The sequence below is a fragment of the Saccharopolyspora sp. genome (assembly GCF_017434145.1).
Taxonomy (GTDB): domain Bacteria; phylum Actinomycetota; class Actinomycetes; order Mycobacteriales; family Pseudonocardiaceae; genus Saccharopolyspora_C; species Saccharopolyspora_C galaxeae.
The window spans coordinates 20,416-37,772 of sequence record NZ_JAFRFW010000483.1 but is presented as its reverse complement, the minus strand read 5'-3'; the positions used below and the strand labels follow the sequence as shown (position 1 = coordinate 37,772).

Annotated in this window: 17 protein-coding genes; 11 read left to right on the top strand and 6 right to left on the bottom strand. The window is 69.9% G+C overall.

The genetic code is table 11. The annotated features are described in order from the left end of the window. The first annotated feature begins 127 nt into the window (after positions 1-127). Positions 128-1,015 carry a carboxylating nicotinate-nucleotide diphosphorylase gene (gene nadC, locus IJH84_RS13490; protein WP_295144783.1) on the top strand — a complete coding sequence of 296 codons (888 nt, stop codon included), beginning with the start codon at positions 128-130 and terminating at the stop codon, positions 1,013-1,015. A gap of 13 nt (positions 1,016-1,028) precedes the next feature. Here nadC and IJH84_RS13485 read toward each other — a convergent pair whose 3' ends face one another. Continuing rightward, positions 1,029-1,820 carry a carbon-nitrogen hydrolase family protein gene (locus IJH84_RS13485; RefSeq protein ID WP_295144780.1) on the bottom strand — a complete coding sequence of 264 codons (792 nt, stop codon included), beginning with the start codon at positions 1,818-1,820 and terminating at the stop codon, positions 1,029-1,031. Between the two features lie 79 nt (positions 1,821-1,899). Here IJH84_RS13485 and IJH84_RS13480 point away from each other — a divergent pair, with 79 nt between their 5' ends. Next, positions 1,900-2,526, top strand: coding sequence for a GntR family transcriptional regulator (locus IJH84_RS13480; RefSeq protein WP_233627335.1), 627 nt, complete (start codon positions 1,900-1,902; stop codon positions 2,524-2,526). On the opposite strand, the gene IJH84_RS13475 is transcribed toward IJH84_RS13480, so the two are convergent. Continuing rightward, a complete protein-coding gene (locus tag IJH84_RS13475; protein ID WP_295144776.1) occupies positions 2,498-3,790 on the bottom strand; it encodes an MFS transporter in 1,293 nt (430 codons plus the stop codon). The genes IJH84_RS13480 and IJH84_RS13475 overlap by 29 nt on opposite strands. Before the next feature lie 99 nt (positions 3,791-3,889). On the opposite strand from IJH84_RS13475, the gene IJH84_RS13470 reads away from it, so the two are divergent. From IJH84_RS13470 to IJH84_RS13460, 3 genes are all read left to right on the top strand, one after another. Further along, the gene (locus IJH84_RS13470) at positions 3,890-4,567 is read left to right on the top strand and encodes a DUF2848 domain-containing protein (RefSeq protein WP_200070005.1); all 678 of its coding nucleotides are present in this window, start codon (positions 3,890-3,892) and stop codon (positions 4,565-4,567) included. A 362-nt stretch (positions 4,568-4,929) separates the two neighbouring features. After that, complete coding sequence (locus IJH84_RS13465) at positions 4,930-5,091, top strand: hypothetical protein (protein WP_200070004.1); 162 nt, start codon at positions 4,930-4,932, stop codon at positions 5,089-5,091. Between the two features lie 239 nt (positions 5,092-5,330). After that, the gene (locus IJH84_RS13460; RefSeq protein ID WP_295144772.1) at positions 5,331-6,782 is read left to right on the top strand and encodes an HNH endonuclease signature motif containing protein; all 1,452 of its coding nucleotides are present in this window, start codon (positions 5,331-5,333) and stop codon (positions 6,780-6,782) included. A gap of 35 nt (positions 6,783-6,817) precedes the next feature. Here the strand turns inward: IJH84_RS13460 and IJH84_RS13455 are convergent, their stop codons facing one another. Both IJH84_RS13455 and IJH84_RS13450 read right to left on the bottom strand, forming a co-directional pair. After that, positions 6,818-7,597, bottom strand: a complete 780-nt coding sequence (locus IJH84_RS13455) for an SAM-dependent methyltransferase (protein WP_295144786.1) — start codon at positions 7,595-7,597, stop codon at positions 6,818-6,820. 173 nt (positions 7,598-7,770) lie between these two features. Beyond that, on the bottom strand, positions 7,771-9,024 hold the full coding sequence (locus IJH84_RS13450) for a M14 family metallopeptidase (RefSeq protein WP_295144769.1): 1,254 nt from the start codon (positions 9,022-9,024) through the stop codon (positions 7,771-7,773). Positions 9,025-9,207: 183 nt separating this feature from the next. Between IJH84_RS13450 and hisD the strand changes: the two genes are divergently transcribed. Genes hisD through IJH84_RS13430 form a run of 4 tightly spaced genes read left to right on the top strand, consistent with a single transcriptional unit; the run spans position 9,208 to position 12,454 of the window. Then, a complete protein-coding gene (hisD, locus tag IJH84_RS13445; RefSeq protein WP_200070000.1) occupies positions 9,208-10,536 on the top strand; it encodes a histidinol dehydrogenase in 1,329 nt (442 codons plus the stop codon). A 24-nt stretch (positions 10,537-10,560) separates the two neighbouring features. Then, entirely contained in the window at positions 10,561-11,688 is a 1,128-nt protein-coding gene (locus tag IJH84_RS13440; protein ID WP_295144764.1) for a histidinol-phosphate transaminase, read from the top strand. Next, the gene (gene hisB, locus IJH84_RS13435; protein ID WP_200069998.1) at positions 11,685-12,308 is read left to right on the top strand and encodes an imidazoleglycerol-phosphate dehydratase HisB; all 624 of its coding nucleotides are present in this window, start codon (positions 11,685-11,687) and stop codon (positions 12,306-12,308) included. The genes IJH84_RS13440 and hisB overlap by 4 nt, the downstream gene beginning before the upstream one ends. After that, positions 12,305-12,454: a hypothetical protein gene (locus IJH84_RS13430; RefSeq protein WP_200069997.1), complete on the top strand. Its 150-nt coding sequence runs from the start codon at positions 12,305-12,307 to the stop codon at positions 12,452-12,454. The genes hisB and IJH84_RS13430 overlap by 4 nt, the downstream gene beginning before the upstream one ends. Before the next feature lie 31 nt (positions 12,455-12,485). On the opposite strand, the gene IJH84_RS13425 is transcribed toward IJH84_RS13430, so the two are convergent. Together IJH84_RS13425 and IJH84_RS13420 are read right to left on the bottom strand one after the other, a co-directional pair. Continuing rightward, the gene (locus IJH84_RS13425; protein WP_295144759.1) at positions 12,486-13,406 is read right to left on the bottom strand and encodes a ferulic acid esterase; all 921 of its coding nucleotides are present in this window, start codon (positions 13,404-13,406) and stop codon (positions 12,486-12,488) included. A 43-nt stretch (positions 13,407-13,449) separates the two neighbouring features. After that, positions 13,450-14,832, bottom strand: a complete 1,383-nt coding sequence (locus IJH84_RS13420) for a cation:dicarboxylase symporter family transporter (protein ID WP_295144756.1) — start codon at positions 14,830-14,832, stop codon at positions 13,450-13,452. 158 nt (positions 14,833-14,990) lie between these two features. Here IJH84_RS13420 and IJH84_RS13415 point away from each other — a divergent pair, with 158 nt between their 5' ends. Then, the gene (locus tag IJH84_RS13415; RefSeq protein WP_200069994.1) at positions 14,991-16,679 is read left to right on the top strand and encodes a sensor histidine kinase; all 1,689 of its coding nucleotides are present in this window, start codon (positions 14,991-14,993) and stop codon (positions 16,677-16,679) included. Further along, entirely contained in the window at positions 16,676-17,356 is a 681-nt protein-coding gene (locus IJH84_RS13410) for a response regulator (protein ID WP_200069993.1), read from the top strand. The genes IJH84_RS13415 and IJH84_RS13410 overlap by 4 nt, the downstream gene beginning before the upstream one ends. The last annotated feature ends 1 nt before the right edge of the window (position 17,357 follow it).

Below are 17,357 nucleotides of genomic sequence, written 5' to 3'. Positions count from 1 at the left end.
GCGGCAGCCATTTGCGCAACGACCATCCGAACCCGGACGACGTACGCTGGCGGCGCAGCATTCCGCTGCGCCTGGACGTGTCGGGCCGGCTGCTGGGCACCGATCGCGAACCCGTGAGGAGCGTGGCATGACGCTGTCCGAAGCGACCACGGCACAACTGCGCTCCGCAGGGCTGGACCCGCAGGAAGTGCGCGCGCTGGTGCGGGCCGCGCTCGCCGAGGACCTGCGCTACGGGCTGGACGCCACCACGGAGGCGACGGTGCAGGTGGACGCCATCGCCGAAGCCGAGTTCCGATCGCGCCCGGCCGGCGTCGTGGCCGGAATCCCGGTCGCCCGCGCGGTGCTCGACGAAGTCCTCGGCCCGGACGGGTACAAGGTGCTGCACAGCCGAACCGACGGCGACATGATCATGCCGGGGGAGAGCGCGTTGAGCGTGCACGCGCCGGTTCGCGGCCTGCTCACCGCGGAACGCACCGCGCTGAACCTGCTCTGCCACCTCTCCGGCATCGCCACCACGACCGCGGAATGGGTGCGTGCCGTCGAAGGCACCGGCTGCCGCATCCGGGACAGCCGCAAAACCCTGCCCGGCCTGCGGGTGCTGCAGAAGTACGCGGTGCGCAGCGGCGGCGGGGTGAATCACCGCATGGGGCTCGGCGACGCCATGCTCATCAAGGACAACCACGTCGTCGCGGCCGGTTCGGTCGTCGCGGCGCTGCGCGCCTGCCGGGAACACGCGCCGGATCTGCCCGCCGAAATCGAAGTGTCCACTCCGGAAGAGCTCGACGAGGTGCTGGAAGAGGGCGCCGAGCTGGTCCTGCTGGACAACTTCGGCCCTGCGGACTGCGCCGATGCGGTGCGCCGCACCCGCGAGGTCTCACCCGGCACCGAGCTGGAAGCATCCGGCGGACTCACCCTCGACGTCGCCCGCAGCTACGCCGACACCGGGGTGCACTACCTGGCTGTAGGTGCGTTGACCCACTCGTCGCCCGCGCTGGACATCGGGTTGGACATGTGAGCGCGCGCCGCGCTCAGAACTTGCGGTTCGCCAGCACCGGGACGCTGCCGCGCGCCTGCTGCACGGGCTCCTCATCGAGATCGACGACCAGCACGTCCGGGGCATCGGCGAGCTGCGCGTGGATTGCGCCGAGCGGGCCTGCGACGGTGCTGTAGCCGATGCCGGTGGGCGCCTTGCCGCTCGGCTCGATCCCCCGGGTTCGCGGGTCCGCCTGCCCGCACGCCGCGATCCACGAGGTGCTGTCCAGCGCGCGTGCGCGCACGAGCAGTTCCCACTGGTCCCGCTTACCCTCGCCCGCGCCCCAGGACGCCGCGGTGACGATCACCGAAGCGCCCTGGTCGGTCAGCGCGGTGAACAGTCCGGGGAAGCGCACGTCGTAGCAGGTCGTTACGCCGAAACGAGTGCCGGCGAGGTCCACCACCAGCGGTTCGGCGCCGGGTGCGACGGTGCGGGATTCCGCGAACCCGAAAGCGTCGTAGAGGTGGATCTTGTCGTAGTGCGCGTCCAGCCCGCGCCCGGTGACCAGCAGGGTGTTGGTCACCCGGCCTTCATCGGCGGGGGTGAACATGCCCGCGACGACGGCGATCCCGGCGTCGTCGGCGATGCGCCGGACCTCGCTCGCCCATGGGCCGTCCAGCGGTTCGGCCAGCGGGCCCAGCTTCGTGCCGAAGCAGGCCATCGTGGCCTCCGGGAACACCGCGAGGTCCGCGCCGGACTCGGCGGCCCGGCGCACGCCGTCTGCGACGAGTTCCAGGTTCGCCGCCGGCTCGGGAGTGGACACGATCTGGCACAGCGCCACGCGCATGGGTTCCGCCTTCCTTCGCCTCTACACTGTTGTATACCAGCAATATGCAACGTCGGTGAACATGCGCGAGGAGCCACCGTTGACCTCGGGACGCCAGCTCGCTTACGAGCATCTCAAAGACGCCGTGCTCAGCGATCCCGCCATGCAGGGCCGGTTCGTGAACGAACAGGCGCTCGCCGACGACATCGGAGTGTCCCGCACGCCGATCCGCGAAGCGCTGCTGCTGCTGGCCGCCGAGGAACTCGTGCAGCTGGTGCCCAAACGCGGCGCTTACATCGCACCGGTGGGCGGGCGCGAGATCCGGGAGCTGTTCGAGCTGCGCGGCATGATCGAGCAGTACTCCGCGCGCAGGGCCCTGGAGCTCGGCACCGTTCCGCTCGCGGCGATGCGCACCGAACTCGACGAGCAGCGGGCGATACCGGCCGATGCCGACACGCGGAGGTTCATCGACCTCGACCACCGGTTCCACACCGCGCTGGTCCACGCGGTCGGCAACGACATGCTGAACAAGAGCTACGACGGGCTGCGGGCGCGCCAAGTGCGCGCCGGGATCGTCGCCCTGTTCTCGGCCGCCAACCGCCGCAACGCGGTGCTCGACGAGCACGACGCGATCCTCAAGGCGCTCACCGCCGGGGACGCCGCCGCGGCCGATGCGGCGATCAGCGCGCACCTGGAAGCTACTCGGCACGTGCTGCTCGCGGGCTGATCGCCAGTCCGGCCAGCGTCACCACGCACGTCCCGAACAGGTAGCAGGCCGGTGCGATCCAGCTGTCGAAGTACGCGACCAGCGAGGTGAACAGCAGCGGAGCCAACGCGCCGCCGATCACTCCGGCCAGCGTGTAGGCCAGCGAACAACCGGTGTAGCGCAGCCGCGGACTGAACTGCTCGGAGACGAAAGCGCCCTGCGGCCCGTACATCAGCGAATGCCACAGCAGCCCGACGACGACACCGACCACCAGCATCGGCGCTGAACCACCGCCGATCAGCGGGAAGAACAGGAACGGCCACACCGCGCCGCCGACAGCCCCGAGCGCGTAGACCCGGCGGCGACCCCAGCGGTCGGACAGCCAACCGGCGACCGGGATGAGCGCGAGCTGGCAAGTGGAACCGAGCATGACGCCGGCGACCGCCCAGCTCTGCGGCAGACCGAGCTCCTTGGTGGCGTAGGTGAGCACGAAGACCGTGAACAGCGCGTAGAGCACATCCGGCCCGACCCGGGAAAGGATCGCCGCGAGCAGCGCGCGGGGTTCGCGGGTGAACACCTCGCGCAGTGGTGCGGAAGACTGCTCGCCTTCGCGCTTGAGCTGCTGGAAGACCGGTGTCTCCTCGAGCCGCACCCGGATCCAGAGTCCGAAGATCACCAGCACCGCCGAGAGCAGGAACGCGATCCGCCAGCCCCACGCCATGAACTGCTGCGTGCTCAACAACGCCGCCAGCGCTGCCAGCACCCCGTTGGCCAGCAGGTTCCCCGCAGGCGGGCCGATCTGCGCGGCGGATGCCCAGAAGCCGCGCTGCTTGTCGCTGCCGAACTCGCTGGAGAGCAGCACCGCGCCGCCCCATTCGCCGCCGATGCCGACGCCTTGCGCGAACCGCAGCGTCACCAGCAGCACCGCGCCGAGCGAACCGACCTGGCCGTGCGTGGGCAGCAGGCCGATCAGCACCGTCGCGATGCCGGTGAGCAGCAGCGTCGTCACCAGAACCTGCTTGCGCCCGAGCACGTCGCCGAGGCGGCCGAACACGAAACCGCCCAACGGCCGGGACAGGTATCCGACGGCGTAGGTGGAGAACGCCAGCAACGTGCCGGAGAGCGGGTCTTGGCTGGGGAAGAACAGGTCGCCGAAGACCAGGGCGGAGGCGACCGAATAGGCGGCGAAGTCGTACCACTCCAGCGAGGTGCCGGACAGCGCGGCGGTGAACGCCTTGATCAGGTCTTTCCGCGGCGGCCGGGTCGGGGTGTCGGCGAGCTGCATCCGGGTTCCTTGTCGACGGGGTTCGTCACATCGGCGGCGCGGGCGGCCGCAAGCGTGATACGAACTGTATACAAGAAGTATGCCGATTGGGAGGGCTCGATGTCTCCGCTTTGTTTCGATGTGGCCGGCGAGTCCGTCGAGGTGCCGGTCCGCACCCTGCTCAACGCCGGCTACGCAGGGCGCCGCCAGGACGACGTTGCCGCGCACGTCGCCGAACTCGCCGAACTGGGGGTGCCCGCGCCCACCCGCACGCCCAGCCTCTACCCGATCGCGCCGTACCTGGCGATGCAGGTCGCCGAGGTGCCGGTGCAGCACGCCCGCACCTCCGGTGAAGCGGAATGGGCACTGGTCATCGCAGGCGCGGACGAACGCGACGTGCTGCTGACCGCGGCCTGCGACCACACCGACCGGGAACTGGAAGTGCACGGCGTGGCGTGGAGCAAGCAGGCCGGACCGGACGTGCTGGGACGTCGTGCGTGGCGGCTGGTCGACGTGGCCGACCGGATCGACGAACTAACGCTCACCGCCTGGGCGGGCGGGCGGCGCATCCAGCACGGCACCCTCGCGGAGCTGCTCACTCCGGCGTATTGGCTCGGTGAGCTTCGTGCGTGGGGTTTGGCCGAGCCGGGAACGGTGCTGCTGTCGGGCACGATTCCGATGGACCCGGCCGTCGACCAGTTCGCCGGCTCGTGGCGTGCCGAACTCGGTGACCCCGCCAATGGCGATGCGCTGAGCTGCGAGTACGCCGTGCAGGTGCTGCCGCGGCCGGTTGCTTAGGCCGGGCGGCGGAGAGCACGTCGCAGCCGCCCCCGCGATCACCTGCCTCCGCGAGCACCGCAGGAGGGCGCCACGCCCGAGTCGCGCGCCACGATCGGGTTCGTCTTCCGGCGGGTTGATCTGCTGCGGCGTGACCGCCATCCTCGACGCCTCCACCACGTGCCGGATCGGCAGCACCGGCTGCGCCTCGGCCGGGCAGTGCCGCGGCGCTGCGATCGGGCACCAGCCGGAGCTGCCTGGATCCGCCCGCCGGGTACGTGGTCCTAATGTGATCTCGCCGATGTGGCATCGTGATTGCCCACAAGTTCGCGGAACGGCCGCGGGCGGTGCCATAAGCAGCACACGACGAGTGGGAGACAGACGTGAGCGACAGCGGCGAGGGCACCACGTTCATGCAGTGGCGCGAGCGAGCGCAGACGGAGGCCAAGGAGCAGCAGCCGCAGCTTCGGGCCGTCATGATCACGGCGGCGGTCGTGGTCCTGATCGGCATCGTGGTGGGCGTGATCGTTCTGCTGCTGTCCTGAGCCGCTCCCTCCGGACGCACGAGCCGGCGCGGGCGAGGCTCCGGGCTCGCCCTCGCCGTTACTGGCGTAGTGCTGAGTAGGCCCTTGCAGCGCTGAGTGGCCTGCAGCGCTGAGCGAGAAGTGCGTCGCAGTGCTCCGCAGCCGCTGATGTCGGTTTTGCGGTGTGTTTGGTTTTTTGCGGTGGATACACCCTGATCAAGTGATGACGAACCCGTGTTCGAGCTGGAACGCTCGATGGCGTGGATTCGTTCGTCGATGTGCCGCCCCCTCGCGACTCGGAGCAGTCCGTGCCCGAGCCGCGGCGTGTGCTGTCGTCCGGCGATGCCGGTGCACACGCGGGTCGAAGGCAGCAGGCGGAGGACGTCCTCGATGTCGCAGCCGCTGTGGAGGAACTTCTCGGTTGCCGCGATCGGGCGGCGGCCGCGCGCTCGGACGAGGAACTCGTCGCCGGGATCGCCGACTGCGAATCGGTGATCCGCGCCGCCCTGGTGTGGCAGGCGGAGCAGATCGCCGAGTCGGAGCAGCGCGGCCTGCACACCGCGGCCGGGACGCGCTCGATGCCGGTGTGGCTGCGGGAGATGCTCAACATCCATGCCGGGGACGCGACGTCCCGAGTGGTCGTGGCACGAGCCGTAACCGACCGCACCGAGCCCGGAGGGCTCCAGCAGGCCCCGTCGCTGCCTGCCACGGCGGGCGTGCTCCGGGCGCGGGAGATGAGCTTGGCCCACGCGAAAGTGATCGTGGACGGCATCGCGGCACTGCCGCCGTGGACCAGCGCCGAGCGGCGCGCCGAGGCCGAAGAACTACTCGCCGACGAGGCGAAGAAGCTCTCACCACGTGAGCTGGAAGTACTGGCCCGTCGCATCCGGTACCTGCTCGACCAGGACGGTGCCCTGCGCGAGGAGCAGAACCAGATCGAACGCCGCGAGCTGCAGCTGACCACCGGACGCGACGGCATGACCGTGCTGAAAGGACGACTGGACCGGGAAACCGGCGCGAAGCTGCGAGCCGCGCTCGAACCGCTCACCGGCCCACGAGCACAGAACACCGGCGAGCGAGCACAGAACACCGGCGAACGCGACATGCGTTCGGCAAGCAAACGCCGTGCCGACGCGTTCGCCGAACTGCTCGAGACCTCCCTGGGCTCGGATGCCCTGCCGCGCTCCGGCGGGCAGCGTCCGCACATGGCCGTGACCATCAACGTCGACCAGCTGCGCGGCACCGCCGAGGACGCCGCCGCGAGATTCGGCGGCACCATCGACACCACCGGCCAGCCGATCACCGCGGACAACGCCAGGCGCATCGCCTGCGACGCCGAGATCCTGCCGGTCCTGCTGGACGGCGAAAGCCGCCCTCTCGACGTCGGCCGGGCACAGCGCTCCGCCCCACCACACCTGCGTGCGGCCCTGCTCGCCCGCGACGGCAGCTGCGCCTTCCCCGGCTGCGACCACCCACCCGGAACCGCGCAAGCACACCACATCCGCCACTGGGCCGACGGCGGCCACACAGCACTGACCAACCTCGTCATGCTCTGCGCCCACCACCACACGGTCATCCACGCGCAGCACTGGAACATCCAGCTCCACCAAGGACGCCCGGTCTTCACCCCACCCGCATGGGTCGACCCCGCGCGAACACCGAGGCCCGGCAACCGGGCACACCACGAACCACCTCACCTGACCACCGACTGACAGTGGCCAGGGCACCGAGGCGCGCCCGCGCCCGGTCACGCCTCCGTCGCAACCGCCACCGCGGCCCAGCCGTTGCCGACGGCCTCGCGAACGTCCGGGTCGACCTGGTGCTCCGGTCGCCAGTCCACGACCGGGACCACGCCAGGCGAAACGACCGACCAGCCGGCCAGCAACTCGTCCACGCGGTCGGCGGGGCGCAGCGTCAGCGGAGTCGGCGTTTCGTCGTAGATGCGCAGTCCCTCGGTGACCTGGGTGGTCGTCAGGCCCGCGCCGGAAGCGTGGCTGATCGCCAGCACGCTGCCCGGGGCGCAGGAGCGCCGGTAAGTCGCGAGAATCCCGGCAGGATCCGACTCGTCCGGCACGAAATGCAGCACCGAGAGCGCGAGTACGGCGATCGGCCGGTCGAAGTCCAGCAATCCGCGCACGCCGGCGGCGGACAGCACGTCCCGCGGCTCGGCCAGATCGGCCTGGGTGACGGTGACGTTCGGTTCGTCATGCAGCAGCCGAAGCCCGTGCGCCACGGCCACGGGTTCGTGGTCCACGTAGGCGATCACGGAATCCGGTGCGTCGCGAAGCGCCACCTCGTGCACGTTCCCCGCAGTGGGGATGCCGGAACCCAAGTCGAGGAACTGGCGGATTCCGCGTCCGATGCAATGCCGCACCACCCGTCGCAGGAAAGCGCGGTTCTCGCGGACCCCGACGCGAGTGGCGGGCAGCAGACCCAGCTGTCGCTGCGCGGCGACCCGGTCAGCGGGGAAGTTCTGCGTTCCGCCGAGGAAGTAGTCGTACATGCGCGCCGCGTTCGGCCGCTGCAGATCAGGTTCGCCCTGGATGTCGGCCAGCCTCTCGAGAATCTCGTCATCGCTGCCGATCGCCGGCCTCCTCGCCTACCGCGGGCGCGAACCCGGCGATCGTAGCGACCCGGCGACGGCCGAGGGCGGGCCGTGCGCAACTGGCGAACGGCCCGCCGGTCGGGGGTGGGAACAGCTCAGGCGCCGGCTTCCCGGATCACGATGTCCACGGCCGCGTCGTTGCGGGCCGTTTCCCGATCGATCACGTCACCCGGCGGGTAGAACCCGTCGATGCCACCGCTGGAGGGGTACATCTCCAACGTGAACGCGAGGATCTTGTGCTTGCCCCACATCCAATCCAGGCTGTCGCCGTCGGTGGTGTACAGATCGCTGGACTGCTGCGGGGTGTAACCGTTCGTCCCGGCGATCTCCTTGCCGACCCGCTCGAAGCGGTCGTGCTCCTGCTGGGTCATGCCCTCGGTGACGTCGTCCGGGGTGTGCCCGAACGGCCAGAGCACCAGCTCCGAGAAGGTGTGGAAATCGATCGCGGACTTGATCTGCTGCTCGCCTCCGACCACGCGGGAATCGATGAACTCGGCGATCGCGGCCGTTTCCGGCGCGGAGAACGGGGCGCTGCCCCGGTAGGTCTCGTCCTGCGGATCGTCGCTGGCGCCGCCGCAGCAACCCCACTTGTAACCCCAGTTGCGGTTGAGGTCGGTACCGGTGTCCTGGCGGTTCTTCCGCCAGCCCTGGTACTGCCCGGACTCCACGTCGTAGGTCGAGCCGTCGACGTTCACCGACGGGATCACCCAGATCTCCCGGTTGTCCACCATGTCCTTGACGGCCGGGTCGTCGTAGTTGTCGGTGAGCCGGTTGACCACGCGCAGGCACATCTCGGTGGTCAGGTGTTCGCGCGCGTGCTGGTTGCAGTCGAACAGGACCTCGGGCTCGTCCTCGTCCTGCGCCACGTTGTCGCTGATCTTGAGCACGGGGATGTCCCGGCCCTCGAAGCTCTTGCCGATGCTCGACTGAGCGGCCAGGTCGGGATGGTCGGCGGCAGCCTTGCCCAGCTCGGCGACCATCTCGTCGTAGTTGTGGTACGCCTCGTCGCCGGGTGGGAAGTCCCGCGCCCCCGCCTTGGCGTTGCGCTGCGCGAGCACTTCGGCGTTGGCGGCCTGCAGGTGCAGTGCCAGGCCGCGTTCGCGCAGCTGCGCAGCCTCTTCGCCGGTGGCCTCGATGGTGGCCACACCGTCCTGCACCCCGAGCACTTGGGCTCCGGAGGCGTTCAGGTCGGTGCGGATGCGGCTGTCGGTGTCGGGCACCGTGTAAACGGCCACTCCGCCGGGCTGGGCGGTGCCGCCTGGCGCGGCCACCCCCGCCTGGGCCGGTAGTAGCAGTACCAGGGATGCGGTGGCCGCCACCGCTGCTGCTCTGCGCCGTGCGCTGGACATCGGGCCTCCGATCGAGCACTGATTGTGATCAATGAGGTTCCCCGAGTAGCGGACCGGTTGGCAACCGACTTACGTCGCAAGGAGTTGCTCACCGTTTTCCCATTCGCCGCACCATGCGCATCGGACGCCCCGGTCCGGGCCGATTACCCTGGTGGCAGCGTCACCCGAGTCGAAAGGACGCTCATGCTCACCCGTACCGACCTGCGCGGTCGAGTTCCGTCCACCGCCGAATTGCGCACCAAGCTGCCGCGCGCGGAGACGGACGTGGAGCACGTGCTGCACCGGGTGCGGCCGGTGATCGAATCGGTGCGGGACCGCGGTGTGGAGGCGGTGCTGGAGCACACGGAGCGCTTCGACTCGGTCCGGCCCAAGCAGGTCCGGGTACCCGCAGCCGAACTCACCAGGGCGCTCGACGAGCTGGACCCCGAGGTGCGGGTGGCGCTCGAGGAGTCCATCGACCGCGCTCGCCGAGTGCACCACGATCAGCGTCGCACCGACGTGACGACGCAGGTCGTGCCGGGCGGCACGGTCACCGAGCGGTGGGTTCCGGTGTCCCGGGTCGGGCTGTACGCGCCGGGTGGGCTGGCGGTGTACCCGTCGAGCGTTGTGATGAACGTGGTGCCCGCGCAGACCGCCGGCGTGGAGTCGCTGGTGGTCTGCTCACCGCCGCAGGAGGCTTTCGACGGCCTGCCGCACCCGACGATCCTGGCGGCCGCGGAACTGCTCGGGGTCGACGAGGTGTGGGCGGTCGGTGGTGCGCAGGCCGTGGCGCTGCTGGCGTACGGTGCAGCGGACACCGACGGTGCCGAACTCGCCCCCGCGGATCTGGTCACCGGCCCCGGCAACGTCTACGTCACCGCCGCCAAGAGGCACCTGCGCAGCATCATCGGCATCGACGCCGAAGCCGGCCCGACCGAGATCGCGGTGCTGGCCGACGACACCGCCGACCCGGCGCACGTGGCCGCCGACCTGATCAGCCAGGCCGAGCACGACACGCTCGCGGCCAGCGTGCTGGTCACGACCTCGGCGGAACTCGCGGACGCCGTCGACGCCGAGCTGGACGGCCAGGTGCCGATGACCCGGCATCAAGAGCGCATCCGCACCGCGCTCACCGGTGACCAGTCGGGATGCGTGCTGGTGAGCACGCTGGGAGACGGCGTGCGGGTGGTGGACGCTTACGCCGCCGAGCACTTGGAGGTCCAGACCGCCGACGCGGATGCGGTGGCCGCGCGGGTGCGCAACGCCGGCGCGATCTTCGTCGGACCGCACGCGCCGGTGTCGCTGGGCGACTACTGCGCGGGTTCCAACCACGTGCTGCCGACCGGTGGGTGCGCACGGCATTCCTCGGGGCTCAGCGTGCAGAGCTTTCTGCGCGGCATCCACGTGGTCTCCTACAGCGAGCAGGCGTTGCGGGACGTCGCGGGCAAGGTCGTCGCGCTCGCCGACGCCGAGGACCTGCCCGCGCACGGGCAGGCCGTCGCGGCCCGCTTCCCGTCCGGACTCGACCGCTGATCAACACCCCGCGAAGAGAGAAACATGAGTGACGTGCTCGGCGCCGACGTGGCGCTGACCGACCTTCCGCTGCGCGACGACTTGCGCGGCCGCAGCCCGTACGGAGCTCCGCAGCTCGAAGTGCCGGTGCGGTTGAACACCAACGAGAATCCGTTCCCGCCGCCCCCGGAGCTGGTCGAGGACGTGGCCGCGTCGGTGCGCGAGGCGGCGCGCGAGCTGCACCGTTATCCGGATCGGGACGCGGTGGAGCTGCGGGAGGACTTGGCCGCGTACTTGAGCGGTGCCACGGGTGTCGCGGTTTCGCAGCAGAACGTGTGGGCCGCGAACGGTTCGAACGAGGTGCTGCAGCAGGTGCTGCAGGCGTTCGGCGGACCGGGCAGGACCGCGCTGGGTTTCGAGCCCTCCTACTCGATGCACCCGATCCTTTCCGCGGGTACCCGCACGGACTGGTCCCCGGCGCCGCGTCGCGCGGACTTCAGCTTGGACGGCGCGCAGGCGGCGGCGATCGTGGCCGAGCGGCGGCCGGACGTGGTGTTCGTGACCAGCCCGAACAACCCGACCGGCCAGGTCGTGGCGCAATCCGATCTGCGGGCGGTGCTGGCCGCCGCGCCGGGTGTCGTGGTGGTCGACGAGGCGTACATCGAGTTCTGCTCGGAGCCCAGCGCGATCGGGCTGCTCGCGGAGTTCCCGCAGAAGCTCATCATCAGCCGCACCATGAGCAAGGCGTTCGCGTTCGCCGGCGGCCGGTTGGGGTATTTGGCCGCCGCTCCCGCTGTGATCGACGCGCTGCTGCTGGTGCGGTTGCCGTACCACCTCTCGGCGGTGACGCAGGCGGCCGCGCGTGCGGCGCTGCGGCACGCCGAGGCCACGCTCGGTTCGGTGCAGGCGCTGTCCGACGAGCGTGATCGGGTCGTGCAGGCGCTCCGCGACATGGGCTTCTCGCCGGTGCACAGCGACGCGAACTTCGTGCTGTTCGGGCCGTTCGCGGACGCGCACCGGTCGTGGCAGCGCTACCTGGAGACGGGTGTGCTGATCCGGGACGTCGGCATCCCGGGGCATTTGCGGGTCACCATCGGCACACCGGAGGAGAACGACGCCTTCCTGGACGCCAGCAAGCCGTTGGTGGAGGCGAGTGAGGAGAACGCCCGATGACCGACAACGCCGCGGGTACCGCCCGCACCGGCCGGGTGGAGCGCACCACCAAGGAGTCGTCGGTGCTCGTCGAACTGGACCTCGACGGCACCGGGCAGGTCGACGTCGACACGACGGTGCCGTTCTACGACCACATGCTCACCGCGCTCGGCACGCACGCGGCCTTCGACCTGAAGGTCAAGGCTTCGGGTGATGTGCACATCGACGCGCACCACACCGTCGAGGACACCGCGATCGTGCTCGGCCAGGCGTTGCGGCAGGCGTTGGGTGCGAAGAAGGGCATTCGCCGTTTCGGCGACGCCTGGATTCCGATGGACGAGACGCTGGCGCACGCCGCCGTGGACGTGTCCGGCCGGTCGTACTGCGTGCTGACCGGGGAACCCGAGCAGTACAACAGCTTCACCATCGGCGGGAACTACCCGTTCGTGCTGAACCGGCACGTGTTCGAATCGTTGGCGTTCCACTCGCAGATCAACCTGCACGTGCGGGTGATCCACGGCCGGGACCCGCACCACATCGCGGAGGCCCAGTACAAGGCGATCGCTCGTGCGCTGCGCGCGGCGACCGAACCGGACCCGCGGTTCGCGGGTGTGGTGCCGTCGACCAAGGGCGCGCTGTGAACTTCGCACCGCTGGTCCTGTTCGCCGTGGCGGGTTTCCTCGCCGGCGGTGTCGCCGCGATGTGGAAGACGGCCAAGGTGATGGCGGCGGTGCTGGCTGTGCTGGCCGTGCTCGCCGCCGCAGGTGGGGTCGCCTGGCTGCTGTGACTGCCAGCTGCTGTTACTGCCAGGCGAAGTTTCAGGTGTGCAGCGGGTGCCGCTGGAAGAACTTCCAGATGATCGGGGTCGCCTCGAGCACCGTGGGACGTTCGGAGTCCGGGTTCGCGGATCGGCTCGGCCAGTCGTGCCCGAGGCCGTCGATGCGGTAGTGCTCGAGTGCGCCTCGCCCGGCGCATCCGACCCAGCGCTGCCTGGTCACTTCCTGCCGCGGTCGATCCGTGATCGGCTTCGAGAAGCATTCGTCCCGCTCTGCCCACTCGGCGAGCCAGTCGGGGATCGATGGCAGCCCCCGCGATGGATCTCCTTCGTAGGGGATGGTGTCGTCGGCCGTGCCGTGGAACGAGATCATCGGTACCGGTTCGGTCGGCGCGCACTTGCCGCTCTGCGGGTAGTAGGCGCCGGCGACGGGCGCGAACGCGGCGATGCGGTGCCCGAGGCGGCAAGCGAGCATTTCGGTGAATCCGCCGCCGTTGGACTTCCCGGCGGCGTAGATCCGCCTCGAATCGACGCACAGTCCGCGTTCCACTTGGTCCAGCACGTCGCCGGTGAACCGCACGTCGTCGGCGTCGGCCGAGTAGGGAGCGCCCTGCCACGCCGTTTCCCCGTCGGTGCCGACCAGGCCCTGCGGGTAGACCGCGATGGTGTCCAGCTCGGAGAACCCGGTCAGCGCTTCTTGGTATTCGGCGCTGCGAGTGTGCCCGTGGAAGGACAGCACGACCGGCAGCGGACGGTCCGGGTGGTAGTCCTCCGGTACGTGCACCAGGTATTCGCGGGTCCGCCCGCCGGATAAGACCGTCCGGCTCGTGGTGACGCCCGGTTCGACCGGGGATGCGCTGCCGCATCCGGTGCGCGGCGGGCGATCCGCGTGCGCGTGCGCGGGCGCGGCGGTGGCGGTGACCGCGCCGAGAACGATCAGCAAGCTCAGCACTGCTCGGTGCATCTTCTTCCCATCTGCCCCGGCGCGGTACCGCACCGCGCGCGCATCAGTGTGCGGTGGTGGCGGGCTGCTTGTCCGCTGCCTGCTCGGTCGACTCCTCCTCGTCGACGAAGCTCTGCTCGTTGAACGGGTCTTCCTTGGCGAACACCCGCTGCATCTGCTCCCGGTCGATCTCCTTGGTCCAAGAGCCGATGATCACGGTGGCGATCGCGTTGCCCGCGAAGTTGGTCAGCGCGCGGGCCTCCGACATGAACCGGTCGATGCCGACGATGAGGCCGACGCCGTCGACCAGTTCGGGCCGGTGCGACTGCAGCCCGCCCGCGAGCGTGGCCAGGCCGGCGCCGCTGACGCCTGCCGCGCCCTTCGAGGCGATCACCATGAAGATCAGCAGCGAGACCTGCTCGCCGAGCGCCAGCGGTTCGCCCATCGCGGAGGCGATGAACAGCGAGGCCATCGTCAGGTAGATCGCGGTGCCGTCGAGGTTGAACGAGTACCCGGTGGGCACGGTGATGCCGACGACGGGCTTGCTCACGCCGAGGTGTTCCAGCTTCGCGATCAGCCGCGGCAGCGCCGCCTCCGAGGAGGAGGTGGACAGGATCAGCAGGAACTCCCGGCCCAGGTAGGCGAGCAGCCGGAACACGTTGACCCGCGCGAACGCCCACAGCAGCGGGCCGAGGACGACGAACACGAACAGCACGCAGGTCGTGTAGAAGCCGAGCATGATGATGCCGAGGCCTTTGAGCGCGTCCACGCCGGTGGCGCCGACCACGGCGGCGATGGCGCCGAACGCGCCGATCGGCGCGACCCACATCACCATCGCGAGGATCTTGAACACGAGCCGCTGGATGTGCTCGATGCCGTTCAGGATCGGGGTGCCCTTGTCCCCGAGGGCTTGCAGGGCGAACCCGGCGAGCAGCGCCACCAGCAGCGTCTGCAGCACTTCACCTTCGGTGAGGGAGGAGACCAGCGTGTTCGGGATGATGCCGAGCAGGAAGCCGCTGAGTCCTTCGGCTTCGCCGCCGCCGGAGAGCTGGCCTTGGCCGCTGGTGCGCATCTCCTCGGTGAGCTGCAGACCTTCACCGGGGTGCAGCACGTTGCCGACCAGCAGCCCGATCACGAGGGCGACCAGGGACATCACGAGGAAGTAGCCCAGCGCGAGGCCGCCGACCTTGCCGACCTTCGCGGCCTGCCGGACTCCGCCGACGCCGAGCACGATGGTGCAGAAGATGACCGGCGAGATCATCATCTTGATCAGGTTGACGAAGCCGGTGCCCAGTGGTTTCAGCGAGGTCGCGAAGTCGGGGAAGGCGAACCCGACCGCGATGCCGGCCAGCACCGCCACGATGACGAAGATGTAGAGGTAGTGCGTGCGGTCCCGCTTCTTCGGCGGTGCACCGGCGGCCTCGGGCGCAGCGTCTTTGCTTGGCACGGGTGAAACTCCTACGGGATGTACCTGTCACTGTGGTAGGCGGTCACTCATTCGGTCGTGTCTTGGGTCACGAGCGCATCGGGGGAGACTATCGGACTCACGGGCCGTGACCGTCACCGTTGCGTTCATTGTGTTCATGCGGGAGCAACGATTCAGTCATGTCGCATTTCCCTCTGCTCGGGCGCCTGCGCGCGCTGCTGAGCAATCGGGCGGCTCGGCGCGGTGCGCGGGGAGCCAGCCTCGCCGCGCAGCTGTTCTTGCTGCAAGTGGTCGTGGTGGCCGCGATAGTGCTGGTCATCGCCGTGCTGGGGTACGTGAACGCGCAGCGCCGCAGCACTCAGTCGGCCGCCGAGGAGGTGACCGGGGTGGCCCGCACCCTCGCGGCGAGCCCTGACTTGCTGCGAGCGCTCGGCGCGCCGAACCCGTCGGCCACGTTGGAACCGCTGGCTGAGCGCGTGCGCGCGGACACGGGCGTCGCGTTCATCACGATCATGGATCCGGCCGGCATCCGCTACACGCACCCGAACACGGCGCTGATCGGGCAGCCGTTCATCGGCAACATCGCACCTGCGCAGCGTGGCGAACTGCTCACCGAGACCTACACCGGCACGTTGGGGCCATCGGTGCGCGCGGTGACTCCGGTCTTCGACGAGTCGGGGCGGGTGCGCGCGTTGGTGGCAGTGGGGATCACGGTGCGGGTCCTGACCGCCGAGCTCCGCGGGCAGATCTTTCTGCTGGCCGGTGTGGCGGCCGCGGCGCTGCTGTTCGGCGGGCTGGCCAGCTACTTGGTCGCGAGCCGGCTGCGCAGGCACACGCACGGATTGCGCCCGGCGGAGCTGAGCCGGATGTACGAGTACCACGACGCGATCTTGCACGCGGTCCGCGAGGGGCTGCTGCTGGTCTCCCCGTCGGGCGCGGTGACGCTGTGCAACGATGGTGCGGCTGTGCTGCTTTCCGTGGATCCCGCCGAGGCCGAGGGCTCCCGTCCCGCCGATCTCGGGCTGCCCGGCTCGTTGGTCGAGACGCTGATCGCGCACCGCGAGGTCCGCGACGAGGTGCATCTGACCGCTGACCGCGTGGTGCTGGTCAACGTCTCGCCGGTGCGCAGCGGTGAGCGTGATCTGGGCAGCGTGGTCACGCTTCGCGATCACACGGAGCTGCAGGCGTTGACCGGGGAACTGGACTCGATGCGCGGATTCTCGGAGTCGCTGCGTTCGCAGGCGCACGAGTCGGCGAACCGGCTGCACGCGGTGGTGTCGTTGATCGAGCTCGGCCGCACCGAGGAAGCCGTCGCGTTCGCCACTGCTGAGCTGGAGTTGGCCCAGCAGCTCACCGATCGCGTGGTGACCGCGGTGGGGGAGCCGGTGCTGGCGGCGGTTCTGCTCGGCAAGAGCGCGGAGGCCCGGGAACGCGGTGTCGAGGTGGTGCTGTCGGAGGACAGCGACGTCGACGACGGCGTGCTGCGGAACGTGCGTTCCCGCGACTTGGTGACGATCCTCGGCAATCTGATCGACAACGCGGTGGACGCGACGCAGGAGGCGCCGTCGCCGCGGGTCGAGGTGAGCGTGCGTGCCGAGCCGGACGCGCTGGTCATCCGCGTGGCGGACAACGGCCCGGGGCTGGACCCGGACACTGCGCGGGATGTGTTCCGGCGCGGTTGGTCCACCAAAGACCCCGGCGGGGGCCCGGAGAGCTCCGGCGGGGGCGGCCCGGCGAACTCCGGCCGCGGCTTGGGGCTGGCGCTGGTGGGCCAGAGCGTGCGCCGCTACGGCGGAAACGTCGATGTGCAGCGGGACGCGGGAGCCGTGTTCACCGTGCGGATCCCGCTGCCGGAGGTGAGTTCGTGATCTCCGTGCTGGTCGTGGAGGACGACCCGGTCGCCGGTGAGGCGCACGAGATGTACGTGTCCCGGCTGGACGAGTTCCAGGTCGCCGGGCGCGTCCGCACCGGGCAGGAGGCGCTGCGGTTCTTGGAGCGCACGCAGGTCGACCTGGTGCTGCTGGATCTGCGGTTGCCGGACATGGACGGTCTCGCGGTCGCGCGGGCGTTGCGCAACGCGGGCAGCTCCGCCGACGTGATCGCGGTGACTTCGGCGCGGGACCTGAAGGTGGTGCGCGCTTCGGTCGCCAGCGGTGTCGTGCAGTACTTGTTGAAGCCGTTCACGTTCGCGGCGATGCGGGAGAAGCTGGAGCACTACGCGCTGTTCCGGCAGAGCCTCGGGCACGATCGGGAGGCCAGCGGGCAGAGCGAGATCGACCGCGCGTTCTCCACCTTGCGCGGCGTGGATCGCGCGTCGTTGCCGAAGGGCATGGGCGAGGAGACGCTGGCGGCCGTCGTGTCGGCGCTGCGCGCGCACCGCGAAGGCGCCTCCGCGGGCGCGGTGGGGGAGCAAGCCGGGGTGTCGCGGGTGACGGCTCGGCGCTATTTGGAGTACCTGGTCGACAACGGCATGGCCAGGCGCGACCCGCGGTACGGGGGCGTGGGACGTCCCGAGATGTTCTACCGCTGGCGCGAGCAGGGGTGAA

What these genes read in the sequence shown, in the direction of transcription:
- hisD (WP_200070000.1), top strand. Translation starts at nt 9,208, where the DNA reads ATGCTCACCCGTACCGACCTGCGCGGTCGAGTTCCGTCCACCGCCGAA.
- IJH84_RS13485 (WP_295144780.1), bottom strand. Translation starts at nt 1,820, where the DNA reads ATGCGCGTGGCGCTGTGCCAGATCGTGTCCACTCCCGAGCCGGCGGCG.
- IJH84_RS13440 (WP_295144764.1), top strand. Translation starts at nt 10,561, where the DNA reads ATGAGTGACGTGCTCGGCGCCGACGTGGCGCTGACCGACCTTCCGCTG.
- IJH84_RS13475 (WP_295144776.1), bottom strand. Translation starts at nt 3,790, where the DNA reads ATGCAGCTCGCCGACACCCCGACCCGGCCGCCGCGGAAAGACCTGATC.
- nadC (WP_295144783.1), top strand. Translation starts at nt 128, where the DNA reads ATGACGCTGTCCGAAGCGACCACGGCACAACTGCGCTCCGCAGGGCTG.
- hisB (WP_200069998.1), top strand. Translation starts at nt 11,685, where the DNA reads ATGACCGACAACGCCGCGGGTACCGCCCGCACCGGCCGGGTGGAGCGC.
- IJH84_RS13450 (WP_295144769.1), bottom strand. Translation starts at nt 9,024, where the DNA reads ATGTCCAGCGCACGGCGCAGAGCAGCAGCGGTGGCGGCCACCGCATCC.
- IJH84_RS13470 (WP_200070005.1), top strand. Translation starts at nt 3,890, where the DNA reads ATGTCTCCGCTTTGTTTCGATGTGGCCGGCGAGTCCGTCGAGGTGCCG.
- IJH84_RS13415 (WP_200069994.1), top strand. Translation starts at nt 14,991, where the DNA reads ATGTCGCATTTCCCTCTGCTCGGGCGCCTGCGCGCGCTGCTGAGCAAT.
- IJH84_RS13425 (WP_295144759.1), bottom strand. Translation starts at nt 13,406, where the DNA reads ATGCACCGAGCAGTGCTGAGCTTGCTGATCGTTCTCGGCGCGGTCACC.